Origin of the sequence: Saccharomonospora piscinae (genome assembly GCF_005862235.1) — a bacterium.
GTDB classification, from domain to species: Bacteria; Actinomycetota; Actinomycetes; order Mycobacteriales; family Pseudonocardiaceae; genus Saccharomonospora; species Saccharomonospora piscinae.
In genome coordinates, this window is the sequence record NZ_VCEK01000003.1 from 862,567 (window position 1) to 887,394 (window position 24,828).

At 70.4% G+C, this 24,828-nt stretch carries 18 protein-coding genes; 11 read left to right on the forward strand and 7 right to left on the reverse strand.

Features of this window, described 5'->3' with window-relative positions; translation table 11 throughout:
• The first annotated feature begins 60 nt into the window (after positions 1-60).
• Genes FFT09_RS15245 through FFT09_RS15255 form a run of 3 tightly spaced genes read left to right on the forward strand, consistent with a single transcriptional unit; the run spans position 61 to position 3,092 of the window.
• A complete protein-coding gene (locus FFT09_RS15245) occupies positions 61-561 on the forward strand; it encodes an ArsR/SmtB family transcription factor (RefSeq protein WP_024877164.1) in 501 nt (166 codons plus the stop codon).
• A 42-nt stretch (positions 562-603) separates the two neighbouring features.
• Positions 604-2,058, forward strand: coding sequence for a GTPase HflX (gene hflX, locus FFT09_RS15250; RefSeq protein ID WP_138383065.1), 1,455 nt, complete (start codon positions 604-606; stop codon positions 2,056-2,058).
• Positions 2,059-2,081: 23 nt separating this feature from the next.
• Entirely contained in the window at positions 2,082-3,092 is a 1,011-nt protein-coding gene (locus FFT09_RS15255; RefSeq protein WP_208544423.1) for a hypothetical protein, read from the forward strand.
• 35 nt (positions 3,093-3,127) lie between these two features.
• Here the strand turns inward: FFT09_RS15255 and lexA are convergent, their stop codons facing one another.
• Complete coding sequence (gene lexA / locus FFT09_RS15260) at positions 3,128-3,898, reverse strand: transcriptional repressor LexA (protein ID WP_024877161.1); 771 nt, start codon at positions 3,896-3,898, stop codon at positions 3,128-3,130.
• A gap of 851 nt (positions 3,899-4,749) precedes the next feature.
• On the opposite strand from lexA, the gene nrdR reads away from it, so the two are divergent.
• Positions 4,750-5,238 carry a transcriptional regulator NrdR gene (gene nrdR / locus FFT09_RS15265; RefSeq protein WP_024877160.1) on the forward strand — a complete coding sequence of 163 codons (489 nt, stop codon included), beginning with the start codon at positions 4,750-4,752 and terminating at the stop codon, positions 5,236-5,238.
• Positions 5,239-5,293: 55 nt separating this feature from the next.
• Positions 5,294-8,155 (forward strand): vitamin B12-dependent ribonucleotide reductase, encoded by a 2,862-nt coding sequence (locus FFT09_RS15270; RefSeq protein ID WP_138383066.1) that lies wholly within the window; start codon positions 5,294-5,296, stop codon positions 8,153-8,155.
• An 88-nt stretch (positions 8,156-8,243) separates the two neighbouring features.
• Here the strand turns inward: FFT09_RS15270 and FFT09_RS15275 are convergent, their stop codons facing one another.
• Positions 8,244-8,891, reverse strand: coding sequence for a dihydrofolate reductase family protein (locus FFT09_RS15275; protein WP_138383067.1), 648 nt, complete (start codon positions 8,889-8,891; stop codon positions 8,244-8,246).
• A 127-nt stretch (positions 8,892-9,018) separates the two neighbouring features.
• Here FFT09_RS15275 and FFT09_RS15280 point away from each other — a divergent pair, with 127 nt between their 5' ends.
• Positions 9,019-10,215: an MFS transporter gene (locus tag FFT09_RS15280; RefSeq protein ID WP_138383068.1), complete on the forward strand. Its 1,197-nt coding sequence runs from the start codon at positions 9,019-9,021 to the stop codon at positions 10,213-10,215.
• On the opposite strand, the gene FFT09_RS15285 is transcribed toward FFT09_RS15280, so the two are convergent.
• Entirely contained in the window at positions 10,212-12,272 is a 2,061-nt protein-coding gene (locus tag FFT09_RS15285; protein WP_138383069.1) for a prolyl oligopeptidase family serine peptidase, read from the reverse strand. The two genes, FFT09_RS15280 and FFT09_RS15285, sit on opposite strands and share 4 nt — an antisense overlap.
• A gap of 283 nt (positions 12,273-12,555) precedes the next feature.
• Between FFT09_RS15285 and FFT09_RS15290 the strand changes: the two genes are divergently transcribed.
• Together FFT09_RS15290 and FFT09_RS15295 are read left to right on the forward strand one after the other, a co-directional pair.
• Entirely contained in the window at positions 12,556-14,304 is a 1,749-nt protein-coding gene (locus FFT09_RS15290) for a Xaa-Pro dipeptidyl-peptidase (protein ID WP_244231373.1), read from the forward strand.
• A 131-nt stretch (positions 14,305-14,435) separates the two neighbouring features.
• A complete protein-coding gene (locus FFT09_RS15295) occupies positions 14,436-15,527 on the forward strand; it encodes a DUF4192 domain-containing protein (protein ID WP_138383071.1) in 1,092 nt (363 codons plus the stop codon).
• A 22-nt stretch (positions 15,528-15,549) separates the two neighbouring features.
• On the opposite strand, the gene galE is transcribed toward FFT09_RS15295, so the two are convergent.
• From galE to FFT09_RS15310, 3 genes are all read right to left on the reverse strand, one after another.
• Positions 15,550-16,545 (reverse strand): UDP-glucose 4-epimerase GalE, encoded by a 996-nt coding sequence (galE, locus tag FFT09_RS15300; RefSeq protein WP_024877154.1) that lies wholly within the window; start codon positions 16,543-16,545, stop codon positions 15,550-15,552.
• A gap of 107 nt (positions 16,546-16,652) precedes the next feature.
• Positions 16,653-17,858 carry a galactokinase gene (gene galK / locus FFT09_RS15305; RefSeq protein WP_138383072.1) on the reverse strand — a complete coding sequence of 402 codons (1,206 nt, stop codon included), beginning with the start codon at positions 17,856-17,858 and terminating at the stop codon, positions 16,653-16,655.
• A 53-nt stretch (positions 17,859-17,911) separates the two neighbouring features.
• The gene (locus tag FFT09_RS15310) at positions 17,912-18,607 is read right to left on the reverse strand and encodes an iron-dependent transcriptional repressor DtxR (RefSeq protein WP_024877152.1); all 696 of its coding nucleotides are present in this window, start codon (positions 18,605-18,607) and stop codon (positions 17,912-17,914) included.
• A 120-nt stretch (positions 18,608-18,727) separates the two neighbouring features.
• On the opposite strand from FFT09_RS15310, the gene FFT09_RS15315 reads away from it, so the two are divergent.
• Genes FFT09_RS15315 through FFT09_RS15325 form a run of 3 tightly spaced genes read left to right on the forward strand, consistent with a single transcriptional unit; the run spans position 18,728 to position 23,582 of the window.
• On the forward strand, positions 18,728-19,582 hold the full coding sequence (locus FFT09_RS15315) for a sulfurtransferase (protein WP_138383073.1): 855 nt from the start codon (positions 18,728-18,730) through the stop codon (positions 19,580-19,582).
• Between the two features lie 11 nt (positions 19,583-19,593).
• Positions 19,594-20,775 (forward strand): acetoin utilization protein AcuC, encoded by a 1,182-nt coding sequence (locus tag FFT09_RS15320; RefSeq protein ID WP_081191207.1) that lies wholly within the window; start codon positions 19,594-19,596, stop codon positions 20,773-20,775.
• 14 nt (positions 20,776-20,789) lie between these two features.
• Positions 20,790-23,582 carry a bifunctional acetate--CoA ligase family protein/GNAT family N-acetyltransferase gene (locus FFT09_RS15325; RefSeq protein ID WP_138383074.1) on the forward strand — a complete coding sequence of 931 codons (2,793 nt, stop codon included), beginning with the start codon at positions 20,790-20,792 and terminating at the stop codon, positions 23,580-23,582.
• Here FFT09_RS15325 and FFT09_RS15330 read toward each other — a convergent pair.
• Complete coding sequence (locus FFT09_RS15330) at positions 23,555-24,724, reverse strand: hypothetical protein (protein WP_138383075.1); 1,170 nt, start codon at positions 24,722-24,724, stop codon at positions 23,555-23,557. The two genes, FFT09_RS15325 and FFT09_RS15330, sit on opposite strands and share 28 nt — an antisense overlap.
• Positions 24,725-24,828 lie beyond the last annotated feature (104 nt).

The window sequence follows — 24,828 nt, forward strand, 5'->3', positions numbered from 1 at the left end:
GAGTGATTGGAAAGTGTCAATCACTGTGCTCGCGTACAGTGTGCCGGTGGTGATTCGGCAGTGGTGAACCGAAAGCGGAGAGCGACCGAAGCCGAGGCACGGGCGCTCGCCTCGGGAATACGTCTGCGGATCATCCGGTTGACCTATGCGACGGCGCTCACGAACAAGGAGCTGGCGCAGCGGCTCGGCCGGGATCCGGCCACGACGCTGCATCACGTCCGCAAGCTCGTCGACACCGGCTTCCTCGCCGCCCAGCCCGCGCGGCGCGGAACCAGGGGAGCGAAGGAAATTCCGTATCGCTCCACCGGATTGTCATGGAGACTGGACACCGCACACGATCCGGACGTGAGCGAGGCGATGCTGGAGGCGTTCCTCGCCGAACTGGCCGGGGCCGACCCGGCGACAGTCGACCAGTGGCGGCTGGTGGCGCAGGTCCGCGATGACCGCCTGGCCGAGTTCCGGCAGCGGCTGGAGGATCTGCTCGAGGAGTTCAGCCGCGAGCGGGTCGAGGACGGGGCCGACCGGACCGCGCTGTACGTGGCCCTGTATCCGAGCAGGTGAAGGGTCGTTCTTTCCCACGGACCGTGGGACGATAGGGAGACGATGACAGAACTGACACACAGTGCCCCCGAGGCCCCGGACGCCGGGACCGACGACGTGCAGCTCTCGCAGGGCGAGCTGGAACTGTCCGACCGTGCCTCGCTGCGGCGGGTCGCCGGGCTGTCCACCGAACTCGCCGACATCACCGAGGTCGAGTACCGGCGGCTGCGGCTGGAGAAGGTCGTCCTCGCGGGCGTGTGGGTCCAGGGCACCGCGGCCCAGTCGGAGGAGTCGCTGGCCGAGCTGGCGCGGCTGGCCGAGACGGCCGGGTCCGAGGTGCTCGAAGGCGTGGTGCAGCGCCGGTCGCGGCCCGACCCCGCCACCTACATCGGGTCGGGCAAGGTGCGCGAGCTGGCCGACATCGTGGCCGCGACGGGCGCCGACACGGTGGTCTGCGACGGTGAACTCTCCCCGGGCCAGTTGCGGCAACTGGAGGAGAAGCTCCACGTCAAGGTCATCGACCGCACGGCGCTGATCCTCGACATCTTCGCCCAGCACGCCCGGTCACGCGAAGGCAAGGCGCAGGTCGAGCTGGCCCAGTTGCAGTACCTCATCCCGCGCCTGCGCGGGTGGGGTCAGTCGCTGTCCCGGCAGGCCGGTGGCCGCGCGGGCGGAGCGAACGGTGGCGTGGGGCTGCGTGGTCCCGGTGAGACCAAGCTGGAGACCGATCGCAGGCGGATCAACAAGCGCCTCGCGAAGCTGCGCAAGGACATCGCGGCGATGGACACCATCCGCGAGACCAAGCGTGGACGCCGAGTCGCCAACGAGGTTCCGAGTGTGGCGCTCGTCGGCTACACCAACGCAGGCAAGTCGAGCCTGCTCAACGCCGTGACCGGCGCCGGAGTGCTGGTCGAGGACGCGCTGTTCGCCACCCTCGATCCGACCACCCGGCGGGCGGAGACCACGGACGGCAGGGCGTACACGATGACCGACACGGTCGGCTTCGTGCGTCACCTGCCGCACCAGCTGGTGGACGCGTTCCGTTCGACACTCGACGAGGCGGCCGACGCCGATCTGCTGCTGCACGTGGTCGACGGCGCGGCCCCCGCGCCGGAGGACCAGGTCTCCGCGGTGCGCGAGGTCCTCGCCGAGATCGGACAGAAGCGCGACGCCCCGCTCCCGCCCGAGCTGGTCGTGGTGAACAAGGCCGACGAGGCGAGTGACGTCGCCCTCGCGCGGTTGCGTCACCTGCTGCCGGAGGCGGTCGTGGTGTCGGCCCACAGCGGGCAGGGCATCGACTCGCTCGTGGCCGAGATCGCCGAGCGGCTTCCGCGCCCGGAGGCTGAGGTGGATGTCGTGGTGCCCTACACGCGCGGTGAACTCGTGGCCAGGGTCCACGCCGACGGCGAGGTGCTGGCCGAGGAACACCGCCCCGAGGGAACCCGGCTGCGCGCCCGGGTGCATGCCGACCTGGCCGCAGCGCTGGCGGACTATGTCGCCGACGGCGCCAGGGCGTGACGTGGTGACGCTACCGTAGCGGAGTGCGCACACTCGGACTCCGCGCGGGCGTCACCGCGCTGGCGCTGGTCATGGCTCCCGTGCCGGTGCGCGCGGACACCGAGATACCGCGTCCCGAGACCCGATGCACGATCGGTGACCCGGCGCTCGCCGAACTGTCCGGGCTCGCGGTCGACGACCACGGTGTGTATGCGGTGAACGACGGCGGAACCCGCGTGGAGGTCGTCGTCCTCGGTAACGACTGCGAGACGCGCGACGTGCTCACCGCCCCGACCGACCCGTACGACGTCGAGGATCTCGCGCTCGGGCCGGACGGCACCCTGTGGCTCGGGGACACCGGGGACAACCTCCGCCGGCGCGAGACCGTGGCCCTGCACGCACTCGCCCGTGACGGCACCTCCCAGCTGTACCGGCTGACCTATCCCGACGGCGCCCAGGACGCCGAGGCATTGATCATGGCAGGTGACGGCACGCCCTACATCGTGACGAAGAACGTGCTCGGAAACGCGGGGGTGTACCGGCCGGCCGCGCCGCTGCGTGAGCCGGGCCCGACCCCGCTGGAGCGGGTCGGCACCGTGCCCCTGACTCCGACGGATACGCAGGGCGGCCCGGCGGGCGTGGTGGGCACGGTGACGGTCACCGGAGCCGCACTGTCGGCCGACGGAGGCGTGGTGGCGTTGCGCACCTACACCGACGCGTACCTGTACCCGGTGGTGGGACACGACATCGCCGAGGCCCTGCGGCAGGAACCGGTGCGCGTGCCACTGCCGGACGAGCCGCAGGGGGAGGCCATTGCCTTCACCGGTGACGGTGCCCTGCTGACCGCCGGTGAAGGGGTCGACGAACCGCTCAGGGTCGTACCGGCCGCGGCCGGGCTGGTGGCCCGCCACGAGGACGACACCGGCGGTGATGCCGCAGCGCCGAACCCTCCCGAGGAGCCGGAGGACGACGGTTTCGGAGTCCTGCCCGGGCTGGCCGTCGCTGCCGTGGTCGTGGTCGTGGTGATAACCGGGATTCGTCGCCGACGCCGCTGAGCGTCAGCGCGGCGAAGGGCACCCCAATACGGTCGTCAGAGTCTGCGGAGAACCGCGACGACCTTTCCGAGTATGGTGGCGTCGTCGCCGGGGATTGGTTCGTACGCCTCGTTGTGCGGCATCAACCAGATGTGGTCGTCCTTGCGTTTGAACGTTTTCACCGTGGCCTCGCCCTCGATCATCGCGGCCACGATGTCGCCGTTCTCGGCATCGGGCTGCTGGCGCACCACGACCCAGTCTCCGTCGGTGATCGCCGCGTCGATCATCGAATCACCGGCGACGCTGAGCAGAAACACCTCGCCCTCGCCGACGATGTCCCGGGGCAGCGGGTAGACGTCCTCGATCGATTCCTCGGCGAGAACCGGCCCGCCAGCCGCGATCCGCCCGACGAGTGGCACCAGCGCGGGTGCGGGGAGTTCGGCGACCTGCGCCGACGACAGGCCCGGCACTGTTGCCGCGCTCGGTTCGGCCGGTGTGTCCGCGGCCGAACCGGCGGGGTCACCCGCTCCGCGTCCCGAGTCGAAGGCGAGTACACCCACGGCACGCGGGCGGTTCGCGTCGCGCCGCAAATAGCCCTTTCGCTGCAACGCCTTCAATTGGTGCGACACCGACGATGTCGACGTGAGACCGACCGCCTCACCGATTTCGCGGACACTGGGCGGGTAACCGTACTGATCCACCCACTGACGGATGACGTCCAGAACTTTCCGCTGGCGGGGAGTCAGGCTCTCGTCGCGGTCGGCGCTGTTACTGCCCGTCGGCGGGAACTCGGTCACCGTGCCGCCGTCCGTCGTATTGCGTGCCACCGCGTAACGCCTCCCAGTCAAGAGCCCGACCGTTGTCGTGCCGTCTGCACTTCCACACGCGACGCTAGCCCGCTTCGGCGGGGATTTCAAACGTTTGTTCGAGAACACGCCGCTGATGCTCGATTTTCGCTCACATCGGTGGTACATATTCGCACGGGCGTTCGATAGAACTGGTGTTCGATCTTCGGGAGTGTGGTTGTCGTGGCGATGGTCGACAGGCGGTCTTCCCCTCACGTGCCCCTCGGTCGTCCGGTTCCGGCCCGGCCTCCCTCGGTGGCCGGTTCACGGGGTCCGCGCCGACCGCCGACCCGGGCCGCCGCGTCACCGGTCGGAACGTGGCCGGCGCGGAGGTCTGCCGGTCTCGAACGAGGTCCGTGCCGAGGCGCCCGCTGTCCCGAATGGCTGTGGCTGCTGGTGATGGCACTCGCGGTGGCCGCGATGGTCGTCGGTGCGGGTCTGGTGCTGCTGGGGCTCGCGTCGGCCGTTCCCGTCTCGCCCGGGGCGGCCGGGGTGCCCGGTGCCGCCGGCTGATCGTTCCCGGGTTCGCGGGTGGCCGCGGGCGGGCGGAATGGCGTGCGCCGTAGGCTGTGCGGCATCCATCCCGCCGTGTCTCGTGCCGGGCTCCGGCTATGTCGGTTGTCACCCGTGTGGGGTGGGGGCCGCGCTTGCGTGGGGGTGCGGCGCCTTCTAGAGTCGCCCCCACATGTAGTAGTTACATGGCTGTGATTGGTCCATAAGTTGGGGTATCCTCGACTCTGAGGCGAGTTTCCTCGACGTGCGGTCTGCGAGTCCGGCGGTGTCCGGTCGTGGTGGCGCGGGTGTCAAGATGAGGTCTGGGAGGTGGTCGACCGGTGCGGTGTCCGTTCTGTCGGCATGCCGACTCCCGCGTCGTCGACTCCCGCGAGATCGACGAGGGTCAGGCCATCCGGCGGCGCCGGTCGTGCTCGGCCTGCGGGCGCCGGTTCACCACGTCCGAGACGATGGTGCTCGCGGTCGTCAAGCGGTCCGGAGTGACCGAGCAGTTCAGCCGGGACAAAGTGGTTCGGGGTGTGCGGCGCGCCTGCCAGGGGCGGCCCGTCGACGACGACGCGCTACAGCAGTTGGCACAGCGTGTCGAGGAGTCGATCAAGGCGACCGGTGTCGCCGAGATTCCGAGCCACGAGGTGGGACTCGCCATCCTCGGTCCGCTCAGGGAACTCGACACGGTGGCGTACCTCAGGTTCGCCAGCGTGTACCGGTCGTTCTCCTCGATCGATGACTTCGAGACCGAGATCAAGAACCTGCGCGAGGTGATCGCCGAGTCGTCGGTGACACGGGCCCGGCAGGACCACAGCGACTGAGTCAGCGTGTACGGCGTGTCAAGCCGTCACCAGTGTGAACGCGGGAGTGGGAGTCATGACTGAAACCGTGGGGGTCGGCGCGGAATCCTCGTCGAAGTCGAGCAGGAAGCGCGGCGGCTCGACCTCACGCAAGGGGATGCGTGTGCGGCGCGTCTACACCACCGAGGGCGTGCATCCCTACGACGAGGTGCGGTGGGAGAAGCGTGACGTCGTCATGACCAACTGGCGTGACGGGACGGTGAACTTCGAGCAGCGTGGCGTCGAGTTCCCCGAGCCCTGGTCGGTGAACGCGACCAACATCGTCACGAGCAAGTACTTCCGCGGTGCCGTGGGCAGCCCGGAACGGGAGAGCAGCCTGCGGCAGCTCATCGACCGCGTTGTCGGGACCTACGTCAAGGCGGGCACGGAGCACGGCTACTTCACCGACGCCGAGGACGCCCGGGTCTTCGAGCACGAGCTGACCTGGATGTTGCTCAACCAGGTGTTCAGCTTCAACTCACCGGTGTGGTTCAACGTGGGCACCAGCTCCAAACAGCAGGTCAGCGCGTGCTTCATCCTGTCGGTCGACGACACGATGGAGTCGATCCTGAACTGGTACCGCGAGGAGGGACTGATCTTCAAGGGCGGGTCCGGCGCCGGTCTCAACCTCTCGCGGATCCGCTCGTCGCGGGAGCTGCTTTCGTCGGGTGGCACGGCCTCGGGTCCGGTGTCGTTCATGCGCGGTGCCGACGCCTCGGCCGGCACGATCAAGTCCGGCGGCGCGACCCGCCGTGCCGCCAAGATGGTGGTGCTCGACGTCGATCACCCCGACGTGGGCGAGTTCATCGAGACCAAGGCCAAGGAGGAGCACAAGATTCGGGTGCTTCGCGACGGCGGGTTCGACATGGACCTCGGCGGCGGTGACATCTCGTCGGTGCAGTACCAGAACGCGAACAACTCGGTGCGGGTCTCCGATGAGTTCATGCAGGCGGTCGAGACGTCGGGGCAGCACGGTCTGCGGTCGCGGACGTCGGGCGAGGTCATCGACCGCGTCGACGCGAAGTCGCTGTTCCGCAAGATGGCCACGGCCGCGTGGGAGTGCGCCGACCCTGGCCTGCAGTACGACGACACCATCAACGACTGGCACACCTGCCCCGAGTCGGGACGCATCTCGGCGTCGAACCCGTGCTCGGAGTACATGCACCTGGACAACTCCAGCTGCAACCTCGCGTCGCTGAACCTGCTGAAGTTCCTTCGGGCGGACGGCTCGTTCGACGGTGAGCTGTTCGTCAAGGCGGTCGAGCTGGTCATCACCGCGATGGACATCTCGATCTGCTTCGCCGACTTCCCGACCGAGCCGATCGCCGACACCACACGGAAGTTCCGCCAGCTCGGCATCGGTTACGCCAACCTCGGCGCACTGCTGATGGCCACCGGGCACGCCTACGACTCCGAGGGTGGTCGGGCGCTGGCCGCGTCCATCACGTCGCTGATGACGGCGGTGTCGTACCGCCGCTCGGCGGAGCTGGCCGGGGTCGTGGGCCCGTACGAGGGTTACGCCCGCAACGCGGAGGCCCACAAGCGGGTGATGCGCAAGCACGCGGCCGCGAACGAACTGGTGCGGACCTACCACACCAACGACGCGGCGGTGCGGTCCCTGGCGACCCGTGAGTGGGAGCGTGGCAACGAGATCGGCACGCGGAGCGGCTGGCGCAACGCGCAGGCCAGTGTGCTGGCACCCACCGGCACCATCGGCTTCATGATGGACTGCGACACCACCGGGATCGAGCCGGACTTCTCGCTGGTGAAGTTCAAGAAGCTCGTTGGCGGCGGGTCGATGCAGATCGTGAACAACGCCGTGCCCCGCGCTCTGCGCTCCCTGGGCTACCAGGAGGAGCAGGTGGAGGCGATCGTCGACTACATCGCCGAGCACGGACACGTCGTGGACGCGCCCGGCCTGCGGCCCGAACACTACGAGGTGTTCGACTGCGCGGTGGGTGAGCGCTCGATCGCACCGATGGGCCACGTGCGCATGATGGCCGCGGTGCAGCCGTTCCTCTCCGGCGCGATCTCGAAGACGGTCAACATGCCCGAATCCGCGTCGGTCGAGGACGTGGAGGAGATCTACTTCCAGGGTTGGAAGCTGGGTCTCAAGGCCCTCGCGATCTATCGCGACAACTGCAAGGTCGGCCAGCCGCTGTCGACGGGCAAGAAGGAGAAGGCCACGTCGGAAGCGGCGCCGGAACCGGTCGTCGAGTACCGGCCCGTGCGCAAGCGCCTGCCGAAGAAGCGGCCGAGCCAGACGGTCTCGTTCACCGTGGGCGGTGCCGAGGGTTACCTGACGGCGGGGTCGTATCCGGACGACGGGCTCGGCGAGATCTTCGTGAAGCTCGGCAAGCAGGGCTCGACCCTGGCCGGGGTCATGGACGCGTTCTCCATGTCGATCTCGGTGGGCTTGCAGTACGGCATCCCGCTCGAGTTCTACGTGCAGAAGTTCCAGAACCTGCGGTTCGAGCCTGCGGGTATGACCGACGATCCCGACGTTCGGATGGCCAGCAGCGTGCTCGACTACCTGTTCCGCAGGCTCGCGCTGGACTACCTGCCCTACGAGAAGCGTTCACAGCTCGGCATCTTCACCGCCGACGAGCGCTCCGCCCAGGTGGAGGCCGACTACGGCAGCGGGTCCGAGGACAATGTGGACCTGGACGCGCTGCGTAGCAGCGTCGCACCGGCCGACCGCCCCGCTGTGGAGGGAACCGGCTCGGGGGAGTCGCCGAGCGAGTCGAACCGGGAGGCGCACACCACCACCGAGCTGGTGGAGTTGCAGCTCGGCAAGGCGGCCGACGCGCCGCTGTGCATGACGTGTGGCACGAAGATGCGTCCCGCCGGGTCGTGCTATGCGTGCGAGGGCTGCGGAGCCACCTCCGGGTGTAGCTGAGGGCCGGTGGTGTGGCGGCGGGAACTCTGCCGCCACACCACCGCTTCCCGGTGGCGAACCCTTTCGGGACACTCCCGCAGGGTGATCCTCAGTCCTGCCGCGTCGACGAGGTTCCGCCGGTCCGGTGGACGCGGTAGGTGAGGTGATCGGCGTTTGGGGTGGAGACCGAGTCCGTCCTGGTCAGGGTCAGCGGGCTCGGTGGCCGCTCGCCACTCGCGGGAAAGAGCGGGGTGCCTCCGCCGAGGATGGCGGGCACGAGGTGCACGGTGAGCGTGTCCGCGAGTCCGTCGAGAAGCGCGCTCCTGGCGGTGGCCCCGCCGCCCATGATCACCACATCGCGCTCACCCGCCGCGTCGCGGGCCCGTTCCAGGGCCGCTGCGAGCCCTTCGGTGACGAAGGTGAAGCGGTCGCGCAGCCGCACGGTGCCGGGTACCGAACCCGTGACAACGAACACCGGCGGTGCTTGGTCCGGCTCCCGTTCGGCACCGTAGCCGACGTTGTGGTCCCAGCCGTGCGGACCGTCCACGAACTCGAACGTTCGCCGTCCCATGACGACGGAGCCCGTGCGCGCGGTGGCGGCGTCGATGACGGCGTGGTCGCGGTCGGTGGCGCCGTCGCGTGCCCAGTGGTGCAGAACCTCACCCGCAGGGCCGACACCGTGGCGCAGGTCGGCTCCCGGCGCGGTGACGTAACCATCGAGTGAGATCGAGATGTCCACGACGATGCGTTGGCCCATGCCGCCTCCTTAGTAACTGATTGGTTGATAAACCACAAGGTAGATCACAGGCTCCCGTGGTTGTCCAGTGGCTCCTGCTACGCTTCCTTCATTATGTACTGATCGATACAAAATATGGAGGAACGCGGTGCCTCGTGCCGTCTACGTGCTCTCGTTAGGCATCTTCACGATGGTGACCAGCGAGTTCGCTGTCGCTGGTCTGCTCTCACCCGTGGCCGTCGGGCTTGGTGTGTCCGTGTCCCAGGCCGGCTACCTGATCACCGCGTTCGCCGCTGCCATGGCCCTCGGCGGGCCGGTGCTCACGGCGGTGCTGTCGCGGGTACCGCCCAAGACGGCACTCATGGCTCTGTTCGGTGTGTTCGGGGCGGGCAACGTACTCGCCGCACTGTCGCCGAACTACGCGCTGATGCTTCTGGCCCGCGTCGTCACCGGCGCGGCGGCGCAGGCGTTCTTCGGCCTCTCCGTGTCCCTCGCCGCACGCCTGACCCGGCCGGAGGTGCGGGGCAGGGCCGTCGCGGTGGTGATGAACGGGCTCATGCTCGGCACCCTTCTCGGGCTCCCGATGTCCACCGTGGTGGGAGAGCGATTCGGGTGGCGAGCGGCGTTCTGGGCCGTCACCCTGCTCGCCGCCGTCGCGGCCGTGGCCACCGCCATCGGGCTGCCGCGCCTGGCGGCGGCAGGCGCCGAGCGCTTCGGCGATCAGCTCGACGTGTTCCGGCGTCGCGCTCTGTGGCTGGCGTTGGCCACCAGCACGCTGGTGATCGGGGCCACCTTCGCCGCGTTCAGCTACTTCACCCCGATCCTGACCGACATCACCGGCTTCGCCAGCGGCACGGTGCCGCTGTTGCTCATCGCGTACGGCGCGGCCACGGTCGTCAGGAACTTCGTGGTGGGGCGGCTGGCCGATCGCCACGACGTCGCGGTCCTGGCGGCTGGACTGGCGCTGAACGCCGTCTTTCTGACCGGCTTCGCCCTCTACGCCGACGTCGGTCCGCTCGCGGTGGCTGCCATGATCGGCATCGGGCTCGTCGGCGTCACCATGAATCCCGCGATGGCGACCCGGGTCCACCGGGCCGGCAACGCCGGTCCGCTGGTCAACACCGTCCACGGATCGTTCATCACGTTCGGAGTGATGATCGGCTCGTTCGCGGGCGGCCTCGCCATCGACTCGGTCGGCCTGCGCGGACCGCTGTGGCTCGGCGCCGTGCTGGCACTGGCCGGAATCGCCACCGTGTTGCCCGAGCTGCTGCGACGCGGGCGGCGCGCCGACCCCGCCGCGCCGCCCACCACGGCACCGGACATGCTCTGCGTGGCAGAAAGCTAGCCGCCCGAGCCGCCGTTCGCGCCACCGGCGTCGAGCCGCTGCCAGAGGAACGCGAAGACCAGTGCCCACTTGAACGCCAGTTGCGCGTTGTCCGCAGCCGCGCCGTGCCCGCCCTCGATGTTCTCGTAGTACGCGACGTCGTGGCCGTCACCGTGCATCAGCGCCATCATCTTCCTGGCGTGCGCGGGATGCACCCGATCGTCGCGAGTGGACGTCACGAACAACGTGGGCGGGTACGCGCGGTCACGGCGAACGTTGTGGTAAGGCGAGTAGCGGCGCAGGTACTCCCACTCGCCGGGGTCGTCCGGATCGCCGTACTCGGCCATCCACGACGCACCCGCGAGCAGGTTGTGATAGCGGCGCATGTCGAGCAACGGCACCTGGCTCACCACCGCACCGACGAGATCCGGGTACCGGGTGAGCATCACGCCGGTCAGCAGGCCGCCGTTGCTCCCGCCCTGGACCCCCAGCGCTTCCGGCGTCGTCTCCCCCCGCCGCACCAGGTCGCGCGCGACCGCGGCGAAGTCCTCGTACACCTTCAACCGGTTGGTCTTGACCACCTGACTGTGCCACTCGGGGCCGTACTCGCCGCCGCCCCGCAGGTTGGCCACCACGTAGGTCCCGCCGCGGGCGAGCCAGCCTCGCCCGACGACTCCGCTGTACGACGGGGTCAGCGACACCTCGAAGCCGCCGTATCCCGTCAGCAGTGTCGGGGCTGGGCCCGTTCGTTCGCGTGGCCCGACCACGAAGTACGGGATGCGGGTCCCGTCGTCCGAGGTCGCGAAGTGCTGGCTCACGTCAAGCCCGGAGGCGTCGAAGAAGGCCGGGGTCCGCTTCACGGGCACCGGCGCACCGGCCCCGACCTCGCCGCGCAGCAGTGCGGGCGGCTCGGTGTACCCGCTGGCCTCGACGAAGAACTCGTCGCTGTCGTGCGGGTCCGTGGCGACCAGGTCCACGGCGCCCGCCCGCGTGGTCGGCAACGGCTCGCAGCGCCAGCCGTCGGCGCCGGGGGTCAGGACCCGCAGCGTGGTGCTCACGTCCGCGAGCGTGCCGACGAGCAGGTGGTGGCGGGTCCAGGCGTAGTAGTCGAGCGAGGTGTGCGCGTCCGGTTCGAAGAGCACGGTCATCGACCGCTCGCCGTCCAGGAACTCCGACAGCGTCGTCGCCAGCAGCGCACCGGCCGGGTACCGGGTGCCGCCGACCAGCCACGGGCTGCGGGTCCGCACGAGCAGCCATTCCCGGTGCAGGGACGCCACCGCGTCGTCGGGGACCTCGATGCGCACGAACCCGCTCTCGGTGCGCAGGTGCAGCTCGGACCGGTAGAAGTCGAGTGCCCTGCGGACGGTGTCGCGCTCGAAGCCCGAGGTGGGGTCGTGCGTCGCCTGCACGGCCACGTCGTCCGGTTTGCCCTCGAACACCAGGGCGGCCTCCGGGAGCGGGGTGCCCCGTCGCCACTCCTTGACCAGCCGTGGATATCCCGAGCTGGTCAGCGAGCCCTCACCGAAGTCGGTGCCCACGAAGATCCGGTCCTCGTCGATCCAGCACACCGAACTCTTCGCCTCGGGCAGCGTGAACCCGTCGGTGACGAACTCGCGCCGTTCGAGGTCGTACTCCCGGACCACCGTGGCGTCGGCGCCGCCCCGCGACAGCTCGACGAGGCAGCGCCGGAAGCCGGGCCGCAGCACGGTCGCACCCTGCCAGACCCAGTTCTCGGACTCGTGCTCGGCCAACGCGTCCACGTCGAGCAGGACGTCCCATTCCGGGGCGTCGGTGCCGTAGGAGTCCACGGTCGTACGCCGCCACAACCCGCGCGGGTGGGCGGCGTCGCGCCAGAAGTTGTAGAGGTACTCGCCGCGGCGGCGGACGTAGGGGATGCGCGTGTCGGCGTCGAGCACGTCGCGCAGCTCGTCCCGCAACGCCGTGAACTGCTCGCCCTCGCCGTACCGGCGCACCGCCTCGGCGTTGTGCCCCCGCACCCAGTCGAGCGCGTTCTCTCCGGTGACGTCCTCCAGCCAGCGGTGCGGATCGTCCACCGCGTCCGGGTCAAGCTCGTTCATGCCGCCAGTCTGCCAGCCGAGCCAGGGACCCCGACCGGGTGACATCGGGTGGTCGCCCACGGAAGCACACCCGCGGTGACCCGACGGCGAGCGCGCGACCCGAAGGAGTCGCGCGGCTCACCCGGAGTGGTGAGGGCGGTCATGCTCCCGGTGGGCCCGAAGCCAACGATAGTCGGATCGTGTCGATCTCTGCTTGACAGGCGGCACGGCCCCGGCAATGGTCAACACCATTCTGGTCGCCGCCGTCCGATCTGGGGGCTTCGTGAGGCTCAAGCGTGTGTCGATGATCCTGTCCGCCCTCGTGGTGGCGCTGCCGCTCGCCGCGGTGACGGCGGGCGCCGACCCGGTGCCCGAGCCGGTCTTCTCCGACGGGCAGGCGCAGCCCGTGTTCGACCCCGAGGACGTGATCCGCGAGCACGTGTGGGTCGGCGCCGGGGTGGACAGCGACCACGACGGGACGGAGGACGTGGTCCACGCCGAGATCGTGCGCCCCCGTGCCACGGACCACGGCCTGCGGGTTCCGGTCGTCTACCAGGCGAGCCCGTATTTCGCGGGCGGCAACCCGATCACCAATCACGACGTGGACCGGGAGCTGTACGTACCCGGCGGGCCTGCCGCCGAGATCACGTGGCGTTACCAGGACTACTTCCTCGCCCGCGGCTTCGCCGTCGTCTACGCCGAGTCGCTCGGCACGGGACGGTCCACGGGATGTCCCACCACGGGAGGGGAGAACGAGACGCTCGGCGCGGCGTCCGTGGTCGACTGGTTGAACGGGCGCGCGACCGGCCGGGACGCCGACGGCCAGCCGCGCACCGCCGACTGGTCGACCGGGCGCACCGCGATGATGGGCGTGTCGTACAACGGCACACTGCCCAACGCGGTCGCCACCACGGGCGTGGAGGGCCTGGAGACCATCGTGCCGATCGCGGCGATCTCAAGCTGGTACGACTACTACCGGGAGAACGGTGCCGTGGTCGCTCCCGGCGGCTACCAGGGCGAGGACGCGGACGTGCTCGCCGAGTACGTCTACACACGCGAGGACGCGGAGATCTGCCGACCGGTCATCGACGACCTCGCCGCGGAGCAGGACCGCCTCACCGGGGACTACAGCGAGTTCTGGGACGAGCGCAACTACCTCGACGACGTCCCCCGGATCGAGGCCTCGGTGCTCGCCGTCCACGGGCTGTCCGACTGGAACGTCACCGTCAGCCAGGTGGCCGAGTGGTACGGCGCACTGGCCGAGCACGGGGTCGAACGCAAGATCTGGCTGCACCAGTCGGGCCACGCCGACCCGTACTCGCTGCGCCGGGACGAGTGGCTCACCACCCTGAACCGGTGGTTCAGCCACTACCTGTACGACGTCGACAACGGTGTCGAGACCGAACCCCGGGCCACGATCCAGCGCGAGGACGGGTCCTGGACCGAGGAGGCCGACTGGCCCGCTCCGGGCACGGCCGACTCGACCCTGCGCCTGGGTGAGGGCGGCGGCGACCGTGGTGGCCTCGGCCTGCGGCCCGAGCGGGGCCGGCCCACGTTCGAGTGGCTCAGCGATGACGCCACGAAGACCGTGGAGGAACTGGCGGACGCGGCGTCGTCGTCACACCGGCTGTCCTACGGCACCGAGGCCGCGCGCACGGACGTCCGGCTGAGTGGCACGCCGTCGGTGCGGCTGCGGCTCAAGTTCGACCGGCCCGCCGCCAACGTCACGGGTGTGCTCGTCGACCGCGCCCCGGACGGTTCCTCCCACGTGATCACCCGGGGATGGGCCGACCCGCAGAACCGCCACCGCGACGACCGGACGCAGCCGCTGCGGCCGGGAGTGCCGTACTGGCTGTCATTCGACCTCCAGCCTCAGGACTACGTGCTGGCCGAGGGACACCGGCTGGAGTTCGTTCTGCTCTCCAGCGATCACGACTTCACGCTGCGGCCCGGTCCCGGTACCGGAATCGGGCTCGAGGTGACCCGGTCGACGGTGACGGTTCCGGTGGTCGGCGGCACGGCGTCGATGTGGCAGGCGTTCTCGCACCGGTGAGCGCGAGTCCCTAGCACACCGGTACGACAACTCGGTGTGCTCGGGACCTCGGTTGTCCACATCGCGCTCGGCCCGTCCACAGATTCCCTTCCCGCCCCCACCCCACAGCCGGTCCCGTCCATCGTGGAGCCATGACTTCTTCCTCCACGACGGACTTCACCTCGACCGACGACGACACCGGCAGCACCGTCGACCTGCGTGATCCCGGCGAGCTCCTCGCGGCGCTTCCGCACCTGCTCGGGTTCGAACCCGTCGAATCCCTGATCCTCATCGGGCATCGCGGTGAGGGCGGCAAGCGCATCGGCAACGTCGTCAGGGCCGATCTCCCCGAGCCCGGCGGTGAGGTGGCACTGGCACAACGACTACTGGATCCGGTGGCGCAGGACTCGGTCGCCGTGACGGCGGCGGTCGTGGGACGGCGGCGTCCGGGGGCGTCCGTGCCGCCCTCGGGGTCCGCGGTGGCCGCGGTCGGTGAGGTCTTCGCGCGCTGCGGCCTCCCGTTGGTCCACGCGCTCTGGGCGCCCGAGATTCGCGCGGGGGCACCCTGGCGGTGCTACGAGGATGCCTGCTGTTCGGGGCACCTACCGGATCCCCAGGGCACGGTCATGGCCGCCATCACCACCCATGCCGGGCTCGTCACTCACGCCAGCCGGGCGGCCATGGCGCGCCAGCTCGACCCGGTGGACCCGGAGGTGCTCACGCGCCGGACCGCGCTGCTGCGCCGCAGGGCAGCGCACGGTCGGCAGGACGACGAAGCCGCGTTCCGGCGTGGCCGGGCGGCGATACGCACGGCGCTCGCGCGCACCCGGGACGGCACGTTCACCGTGTCGGACACCGAGGTGGTCGAACTCGCCGCCGCCCTCGCGGTGCCCTCGGTGCGGGACGCGTGCCTGGCGACGGCGTTGCCCGCAGGCGGGGCGCTCGCGCTCGTCGCGGAACGGCTGTGGCTGCGTCTCACCCGGCACACACCTGCCCCCGAGCGTGCTCAGCCCGCGACTCTGCTCGCGTATTCGGCCTACGTACGAGGGGAGGGTGCGTTCGCCGGTATGGCACTGGAGGTGGCGCGCGAGTCGGACCCCGAGCACCTGCTGGCACAACTGCTGAGCCAGGCACTCGACCACGGGTTGCCACCCGAGACCATCGCCGGCCTCGCCAGGACGTGCGACGTGGAGCCCATCTGGGAGCACGGGGAGGCCGGGACGCCGGAGCAGTCCGCGAACTAGGGCCCGCTCAGCCCGGAGCGCCCTACCGGGCCTGCCGCTGCTGGGTGAACTCCCAGGCGTCGGCCACGATGCCCCGCAGTTCGGTGTGCTGCGGCTTCCAGCCGAGGCGTTGCTGCGCCTTGTCGCTGGCCGCCACCAGCACCGCGGGGTCGCCGGCACGGCGCTGTGCGACCGCTGCGGGGATCGCGTGACCCGTGACCTCGCGGCACGCCTCGATCACCTGTCGCACCGAGAACCCGGTGCCGTTGCCGAGGTTGAAGATCTCGTGCTCACCCGGGGTGGCATGAGCCAGCGCGAGCAGGTGCGCGTCCGCGAGGTCCACCACGTGGATGTAGTCACGCACGGCGGTCCCGTCGTCGGTCGGGTAGTCGTCGCCGTAGATCTGGACCTGGTCACGGTGCCCGGTCGGGACCTGCAAGATCAGCGGGACCAGGTGCGTCTCGGTGGTGTGCCGCTCACCGAGTTCGCCGTAGGCACCGGCGACGTTGAAGTACCGCAGGCTCACGGCGGCGAGCCCGTGGGCACGCGCGTAGCTTGTGATCGCGTGGTCGATGGCCAGCTTCGTCGCGCCGTAGGTGTTGGTCGGGTCCGTGGCCGCCGTCTCGGGAATCGGCGAGACCTCCGGTTCGCCGTAGGTGGCCGCGGTGGACGAGAACACCAGCCGGGGCACGCCGTGCGTCCGCATCGCGTCCAGAAGCCGTAGGGAGGTGAGTACGTTGCCGCGCCAGTAGGTGCCGGGGTCCTGCATCGACTCCCCGACCAGGCTCTTCGCGGCGAAGTGCAGCACGCCGTCGAAGCCCTCGGCCAGCAGTGTGCTCGCGACCTCCGCGGCGTCGCCCTGGACGAACCGGGCCCCCTCGGGAACGGCGTCGGCGTGGCCGGTCGACAGATCGTCGATGACCGTGACCTCGTGTCCCGCTTCGAGAAGCCGTGCCGTACACACGCTGCCGATATAGCCTGCGCCGCCGGTGACGACCAGTTTCATGGGCGTGCTCGACGTCGTGGTGTCGCTGGGCATTCGTGCGGGCCCTTTCTCGAACGGGAAGAACGGTTCGGTTCTACGAGGCGACAGTGTGCACCCCGTCCCGCCCTCCGCGGAGGGCGGGGTCCGGGGCCGCGACAGTCTCAGGGGGTCGCGGCGCAGCGTCCCGCACCCGGGGACGGCACCGCGGGAAAGAGGCGGGGCGGGCGGAGCCGCGCGTCGCGAAATCCCCGGCGTAACGCGGACTCCACCGAGGCGCGCGCATCGTCGGGCACGAGGGCGATCGCGGAACCGCCGAAACCTCCACCGGTCATGCGGGCGCCCAGCGCTCCGGCAGAGCGTACAAGATCGACTGCGAGGTCGAGTTCGGGGGAGGACACCCGGAAGTCGTCCCTGAGGCTGTCGTGGGAGGCGTCGAGGGCACTGCCGATGTCGGCGTAGCGCCCTTGACGTAACAGGCGGACCACGCTCAGTACCCTGGCGTTCTCGGTCACCACGTGCCGGACGAGCGGGCGGGACTCCTCCGGCAGCGCCGCCAGTACGTCCGGGAGACGGGGGCGGTCGAACTCGCCGAGTGAACCGGTGCCGAGCAGCCGCATGGCGTGGTCGATCGACCGCCGCCGGTCGGCATAACCGGACTCACTGTGGCGGTGGCGGGCCCGGGTGTCGATGACGAGCACCGTGAGACCGGTGGCGGCCGCGTCGAAGGGCACCTGCTCCCGTCGGCCGGACCCGGTGTCGAGGAACAAGACGTGGCCACCGACGCAGCACAGGGAGGCTGTCTGGTCCAGCACACCGGTGGGGACACCGACGAACTCGTTCTCCGCCCGTTGCGCCCACCCCGCGATGGTGGCGCGCTCGTCGTCGTCCGGGTCCCCGTGCCCGTTGCCCGCGAGCAACGCCAGCGCGGTCGCGCACTCCAGCGCGGCGGACGAGGACAGCCCGGCACCGGTCGGAACGTCACCCGCGAGCACGAGGTCGGCTCCGCGGGACATACCCAGCTCGCGCAGCACCCACGCGACACCGGCTACGTACGCGGCCCATCCGGTCGGCGTGCCGGGGGTGAGGTCCGGCACCCGCATTGGCGGGGCGTGCTGGATGCGGCGGTCGGAGCCGAGCGTCGCGACGGTGAGTGTGGTGTCGTCGCGGAACCGGGCCGCGACAGCGGTGCGGTGGGGCAGCGCGAACGGCAGGACGTACCCACCGCTGTAGTCGGTGTGCTCGCCGACGAGGTTGACGCGGCCGGGGGCGGCCCACACTCCTTCCGGTGCCTCGCCGTGCACGGCACGGAACGACGCCGCGGCCAGGCGCGCGGCGTCGCTCGTTTCCGGGGGCGCGGTGTTGTTCACCGGTGCCTTTCGACAGAGCCCGGTCCGCGTACGGGTCCGGGAGCGTCCGCGTGTTACCGCGTCTGGGCCAGCACGGCGTGCAGTGCCGTCGTCGGGATACGCGCGGAGGAGGCCTCGTCGAAGACCTCGACCGTCGGATCACCACTGACGATCTTGCCGATCTTCACGCGGCGACCCGGTACGATCCCGACCGAGCGCAGCTCGCCCATGAGGTCCTCGTCGAGCTGGACGTGCTCGGCGATCCGGCGGATCTCCACCTGGCCGCCGCCCGATTTGGCCACATCGTCCAACCGCACCAGGTCGGCCTCGGCGGGTGGAGCGGGCTCACCCGCGTCCAGCTTGTCGAGACCCGGGATCGGGTTGCCGTAGGGCGAGGTGGTCGGGTTGTTGAGCAGCGCGACGAGCTTGCGTTCGACCGCTTCGCTCATCACGTGTTCCCAGCGGCACGCCTCGTTGTGGACGTGCTCCCACTCCAGCCCGATGACGTCGACGAGCAGTCGCTCGGCGAGCCGGTGCTTCCGCATGACCGCGACAGCCAGCTCGCGGCCGTGGTCGGTCAGCTGCAGGTGCCGGTCGTCGGCCACCACCACCAGACCGTCCCGTTCCATGCGCGCCACCGTCTGGCTCACGGTGGGGCCGCTCTGATGCAACCGCTCCGCGATACGAGCGCGAAGCGGTACGACCCCCTCCTCCTCGAGCTCGTAGATGGTGCGCAAGTACATCTCGGTTGTGTCGATGAGATCGTTCACGCCTGTCCCCTTTGTTCGCCCTAATCATGGTAGTGGCTGGTACCGACGTCGAAGGCAGGCGATCAGGCATTCCCGCGCGCCATCCCGCCCGTGATGCCGCTGCGCGGGCAGGATGGCCACATGAGACCGCTTCTCTCGACCGCCGATCTGGCCGAACTGCTGGACACCGAGCACCCGCCGACGGTGCTCGACGTGCGCTGGCGGCTGAACGGGCCGCCGGGACGTTCCTCCTACGAACAAGGGCACGTGCCCGGAGCCGTATTCCTGGATGTCGAGCACGACCTGGCCGGTGAACCGGGTGCCGCGGGGCGGCATCCGCTGCCCGACCCCGCGACACTGCAACACGCCCTGCGCTCGGCGGGAGTGAGTACCGGGAGCGTGGTGGTCGCCTACGACGACGGTGACGGATCCGTGGCGGCCCGCGCGTGGTGGTTGCTGAGGTGGGCCGGGCATCGCCGGGTGGCGGTGCTCGACGGTGGGTTCGCTGCCTGGACGGCGGAGCGGCGCGCGGTCAGCACGGTCATCCCGCGGCCCCGGCACGGCGACGTGGTGGTGGAGCCGGGTGCGATGCCGGTGCTGGACGCCGACGGCGCGGCGCGCACGGCTCGTGGCGGTGTGCTGCTCGACGCGCGGGCGCCGCAGCGTTACACCGGGGAGTCCGAGCCGGTCGATCCGAGGGCCGGGCACGTCCCCGGTGCCCGCAACGCGCCGTTCGCGGCGCACACCGGTGACGACGGCCGGTGGCGCTCCGGTACGGAACTCGCGCGGCATTTCGATGCGCTCGGCGTGGGTGAGCAGGCCGAGGTCGGGGTGTACTGCGGTTCCGGCGTCACGGCGTGCTCGGTGGTGCTCGCGCTGGAGGTCTCGGGCCGCGACCGCCCGGCCGCGCTCTACGCGGGCTCGTGGTCGAACTGGGTCGCGGACCCGGACCGTCCCGCCGCCACCGGGCCCGCTCCCGGCCCGGCCACGCTCTAGGCTCTCGAGTCATGTCGAGTTCGGCCGTGGTGTGGGATCCCGCAGTGCTCGCCTACAACCTGGGCGAGGACCATCCGTTCAATCCCGTGCGCCTCGACCTGACGGTCCGGCTGGCCACCGCGCTCGGGGTGCTGGACGACGTGCCGCTGCTCGTGCCCGAGCCGGTCGCGGAAGAGGATCTGTTCCGCGCGCACACCGCCGAGTACCTGGCCGCGGTCAAACAGGCGCCGATGGTGGGCTGGGACGTCGGGCACGGTCTCGGCCCGCCCGACAACCCCGTGTTCACCGGTATGCACGAGGCGTCGTCGCTGGTGGTCGGGTCGACACTGCTGGGCGCGCGTTGTATCGCGGAGGGCAGGGCGGACCGCGCGGTGAATATCGCGGGGGGCCTGCACCACGCGCGGCGGGACGCGGCGTCGGGGTTCTGCGTGTACAACGACTGCGCGGTCGCGATCTCGTGGCTGCTGGATCACGGTTTCGACCGCATCGCCTACGTCGACACCGACGTGCATCACGGTGACGGGGTGCAGGCGGCCTTCTACGACGACCCGCGCGTGCTCACGGTGTCGCTGCACCAGCACCCGTTCACCCTCTTTCCCGGCACCGGGTACTCGGCGGAGATCGGTGAGGGGCAGGCCCAGGGCAGCGCGGTGAACCTGCCGCTGCCGCCCGCGACCGGCGACTCGGGATGGTTGCGGGCGTTCCACGCGGTGGTGCCGTCGCTGCTGGCGGAGTTCCGCCCGCAGGTTCTCGTGACCCAGTGCGGGGTCGACTCGCACGACGAGGACCCGCTGGCCGATCTCGCGTTGTCGGTGGACGGGCACCGGGAGATCTACCGGACGTTGCGGGAGTGGGCCGACACCCACGCCGAGGGCAGGTGGCTGGCTGTGGGCGGCGGCGGTTACCAGTTGATCAGGGTCGTGCCGCGGTCGTGGACACATCTGCTGGCCACGGTGTTGGATCGCGACGTGGCGCCGGAGACGGCGTTGCCGCGCGACTGGGCCGACCACGTCCGTTCGCTCGCGCCGAACGCGGAGCTGCCGGTGCGCATGACCGACGGCGCGGGAGCGGCCGGTCCCGGCTTCGCGCGGTGGGGTGACGGACTGGACGATCCGGTGGACGTCGCCGTGCGGGACACGCGCCGGGCCGTGTTCCCGCTGCACGGACTGGACCCGGACGATCCGAGGGACTGAGGTGGGTGGAGCCGATGGCCGAGTCCGGGGACGAACGCCGGAGTGAACGGTCCGGGGAGACGCCAGAGGCCACCCGCGGGGACGGCGACGGGCGCGATCCCTTCGACTATCCCCGGCACTGGGAGGCGGACGTCGTGCTGGCCGACGGGCGGCCGGTGCATCTGCGTCCGATCGTGCCCACCGACGCCGACCGGATCGTGGCGCTGCACGCGCGCCTGTCCGAGCGCACGCGGTACCTGCGGTACTTCGGCGCCTATCCGCGCATCCCGGCCCGTGACCTGCGGCGTTTCACGACGGTCGATCACCACGACCGGGTGGCCTTCGTGACGTTGCTCGGCGACGACATCGTCGCGGTGGGGCGGTACGAGCGCCTGTCCGAGTCGTCGGCGGAGGTCGCGTTCGTGGTGGACGACGCGCACCAGGGCCGGGGTCTCGGTTCGATCCTGCTGGAGCATCTCGCGGCGGCGGCGTCGGAGTGCGGGTTGCGCCGGTTCGTGGCGGAGGTGCTGGCCGAGAACGCCGCCATGACGCGGGTGTTCCGGGACGCCGGCTACCAGGTGAGCCGGGCCTTCGAGGAGGGGCTGCTGCACCTGGAGTTCGACATCGATCCCACGGAGGAGTCGCTCGCCGTGGCGCGGGCTCGGGAGCAGGCGGCCGAGGCGCGCAGCGTCCACAACCTGCTGCACCCCCGGTCGGTGGCGGTGATCGGTGCCTCCACCGACTCCACCAAGATCGGCTACGCGGTCCTGTCGAACTTGCTGGCCGCGGACTTCGCGGGACCGGTGTACCCCGTCAATCCCGAGCACGTCGCGGTGCGCGGCGTGCGTGCGTACCCCTCGGTGCTGGACATCCCGGACCCGGTCGATCTGGCCGTGGTGTCGGTGCCCGCGGACCAGGTGGAGGCAGTGCTCGACGGAGCGCTCGCGAAGGGTGTGCAGACCCTGGTGATCGTCTCTGCCGGGTTCGCGGAGGCGGGTCCGCACGGGCTGCACGCCGAACTGCGGCTGGTGGGTGAAGCCAGGGCTCACGGGATGCGGGTGGTCGGCCCGAACGCGCTCGGCGTGTTGAACACCGATCCGGCCGTGCGGCTGAACGCCACGCTGGCGCCGAAGCTGCCCGGGCGGGGGCGCACGGGTTTCTTCTGCCAGTCGGGCGCGCTGGGCATCGCGATCCTCGCCGACGCGGAGGCCAGGGGCCTGGGGCTGTCCACGTTCGTGTCGGCTGGCAACCGTGCCGACGTCTCCGGCAACGACCTGCTGCAGTACTGGGAGACCGACCCCCGCACCGACGTGGTGCTGCTGTATCTGGAGTCGTTCGGCAACCCGCGCAAGTTCGCCCGGCTCGCCCGGCGCCTCGCGCGCAGCAAGCCGGTGGTGGCGGTGAAGTCGGGAAGGCACGCGGTGCGACCCCAGCTGGCGGCGACCTCCACCGAGATCGACGAGTCCAGCGTGCAGGCCCTGTTCGAGCAGGCCGGTGTGGTGCGGGTCGACACGCTGGCGCAGTTGTTCGACACGGCGCTCGTGTTCGCGAACCAGCCGTTGCCCTCGGGCTCGCGGATCGGCATCGTCGGCAACTCGTCGGCGATCGCGTTGCTCGCCGCCGACACCGCACGCGCTCAGGGCCTGAGCCTCGGTGCCGAACCGGTCGACGTGGGCTCACAGGCGTCGCCGGACGCGTTCGCCTCAGCCGTGGGACAGGCGCTGTCCTCGCCCGAAGTGGACGCGCTCGTGGTGGTCTTCGTTCCGCCGGTGGCCACCCCGGGCACGGCCTACGCGAGAGCGTTGCGCGAGACGGTGCGCGCGGCGCAACTGGCTCCGGCGGCGCCGGAGAAGCCGATCGTGTCCACCTTTCTCGCGGCCGAGGGCGTGCCGGCCGAACTGGCCGTCACCGACGACGGCGGCACGGTGGAGTTCGGTTCGATCCCGTCGTACCCGAGTCCGGAACGTGCCGTGAACGCACTGGCGCGGGTGGCGCGCTACGCCGAGTGGCGGCGCAGGACGCAGGGAGCGCTGGCGCGCCCCGGAGACCTGCACCCGGAGCGGGCGCAGGAGATCGTGCGCGACCTGGCCGGCGACGACACCGTGGTCGTGCCGGTGGACGACATGGTGCGGTTGCTCGACTGCTACGGCATCCGCGTGGTGGCGTTCCGCGTGGTGTCGGGCGAGGACGACGCGGTGGCGGCCGCGGCCGAGCTGGGCTACCCCGTGACGCTCAAGGCGTTCGACGACACGTTGCGCGACCGGCCCGATCTCGCGGGCGTGCGGCTCGACCTGTCGTCGGCGGACTCGGTGCGGGTGGGCTACCGGGGACTGCGGGAGGTCTCCGGGCTCGATGACGTGTACGTGCAGCGGATGGCGCCGAAGGGGGTGTCGTGCGCGATCGGGCTGCAGGACGACCCGTCGTTCGGCACGCTCGTGTCGTTCGGGTTGTCCGGTGTCGTGAGCACGCTGCTCGGTGACCAGGCGTTCCGGGCGGTGCCGGTGACGGACGTGGACGCGGCGACGCTCGTGCGGGAGCCGAGGACGGCGCCGCTGCTGACGGGTTACCGGGGCGACGAGCCCGCCGATCTCGCCGCGTTGCAGGACCTCGTCCTGAGGGTGGCCGCGCTGGCCGAGGACCATCCCGAGGTGCGGTCGCTGGCACTGGACCCGGTGCTGGCCTCACCGGAGGGCGCCTTCGTCACGAACGCGCGCGTCGTGCTGGGGCCGTCCCCGTCGCGGCCCGACACCGGACCGCGACGGCTGCGGCAGATCGGCACTCCGCGCGGGGAGGCCGGTGGTCAGAATCCCGACGGGTCGACGGCGTAAACGGAGCGCCGGTCCGGATACTCGGTCAGCCCCCACAGCTGGTCACTCGGGCCCCAGTAGGACAGGTCCTCGGGCCCGACCGGCTGCGCGCCCGCGTGCCGGGTGGGGCCGCTCGTCGCCGTGAACGTGTGCAGCGAACCCCGGCTGCCCGACCCGGCGCTGGCCGAGACGTAGAACGTGTCGTCGATCGCCGTGGCTCCCTGCATGCTGTTGATGTCGACCCGGTACGCCTCGGTGGCGTGGGTGTAGCCGTCGGCCGATTCGCGGAACTTGCGGTCGGTGTAGTCGATGGGGAAGCGGACCACGCGGGTGCCCGTTCCATCGGCGTCGTACTCGGGCACCACCACGCTGTCGGGGGTGCTCGTGCGGTCGAGCGAGGCGGCCGAGAAGCGCAGGCGTGCCGTCCCGTCGGTGGTGGATGCCGTGAAGGTGTGGGCCTGCGGCAGCACGTAGCGGTAGTTGAAGGCGTGGTAGCTGCCGTCCGCCTGCCTGCCGATCCGGCTCTTGTCGCCGGTCGAGACCTGCCAGAGGTGACGCAGGTCGAACGCCCGGAAGCCGCCCCAGGTGTCGGCGACGTAGAGGAGGTGCCCGTAGGCGAAGATGCCGCCCGCGTGGACCGGGACGGGCCGGTAGTCGGGTTGCCCGGATCCGTTGACGTACGGCTCGACGAGGAGCACGTGCCGGTAGGCCGGTGCGGCCGGGTCCGAGTAGTCGACAAAGGACACACGGGCGCCCTTGTCGGGATCGCTGTGCCGGTAGTACCAACTCACGAACAGTGCGGTCTCGCCTTCGTAGGTACCGCTGCCGTAGGCGTCGGCCGTCGAGCTGATGCCCTGGGGGTACCAGTCGGCCGTGCCGTTGTCCCCTGAGTTCCAGCAGAACGCGGTGACCTGGTGCTCGGCGCCGGGTGAGCAACTCGTCGCCGACCGGTTCGCGCTGTCGAGCACGCTGCCGAACGACACGGTGGGCAGGAGGTCGTCGAGAAGCGAGATCGTCGGGTTGTACGGGCCCTCCGCCAGGCGGAAGTGCTCGGCCGGAAGTGTCGTCGGATCGGCGGTCGCCGCCGGGGCCTGCACCGTGGTGACGGTGGTGAGCGCGGCGGCGAGGGCCAGCAGTGCGGAGGCGGTTCCACGTCGGCTCATGAACCGACGGTAGGGGAACATCGACCGAGTTCACGAGCAGTTGGTGGAAAGTTGTCGTCCCGCTCTGGCACAATCCCCGGATCGGACCAGTGGCAGGTCGTGAA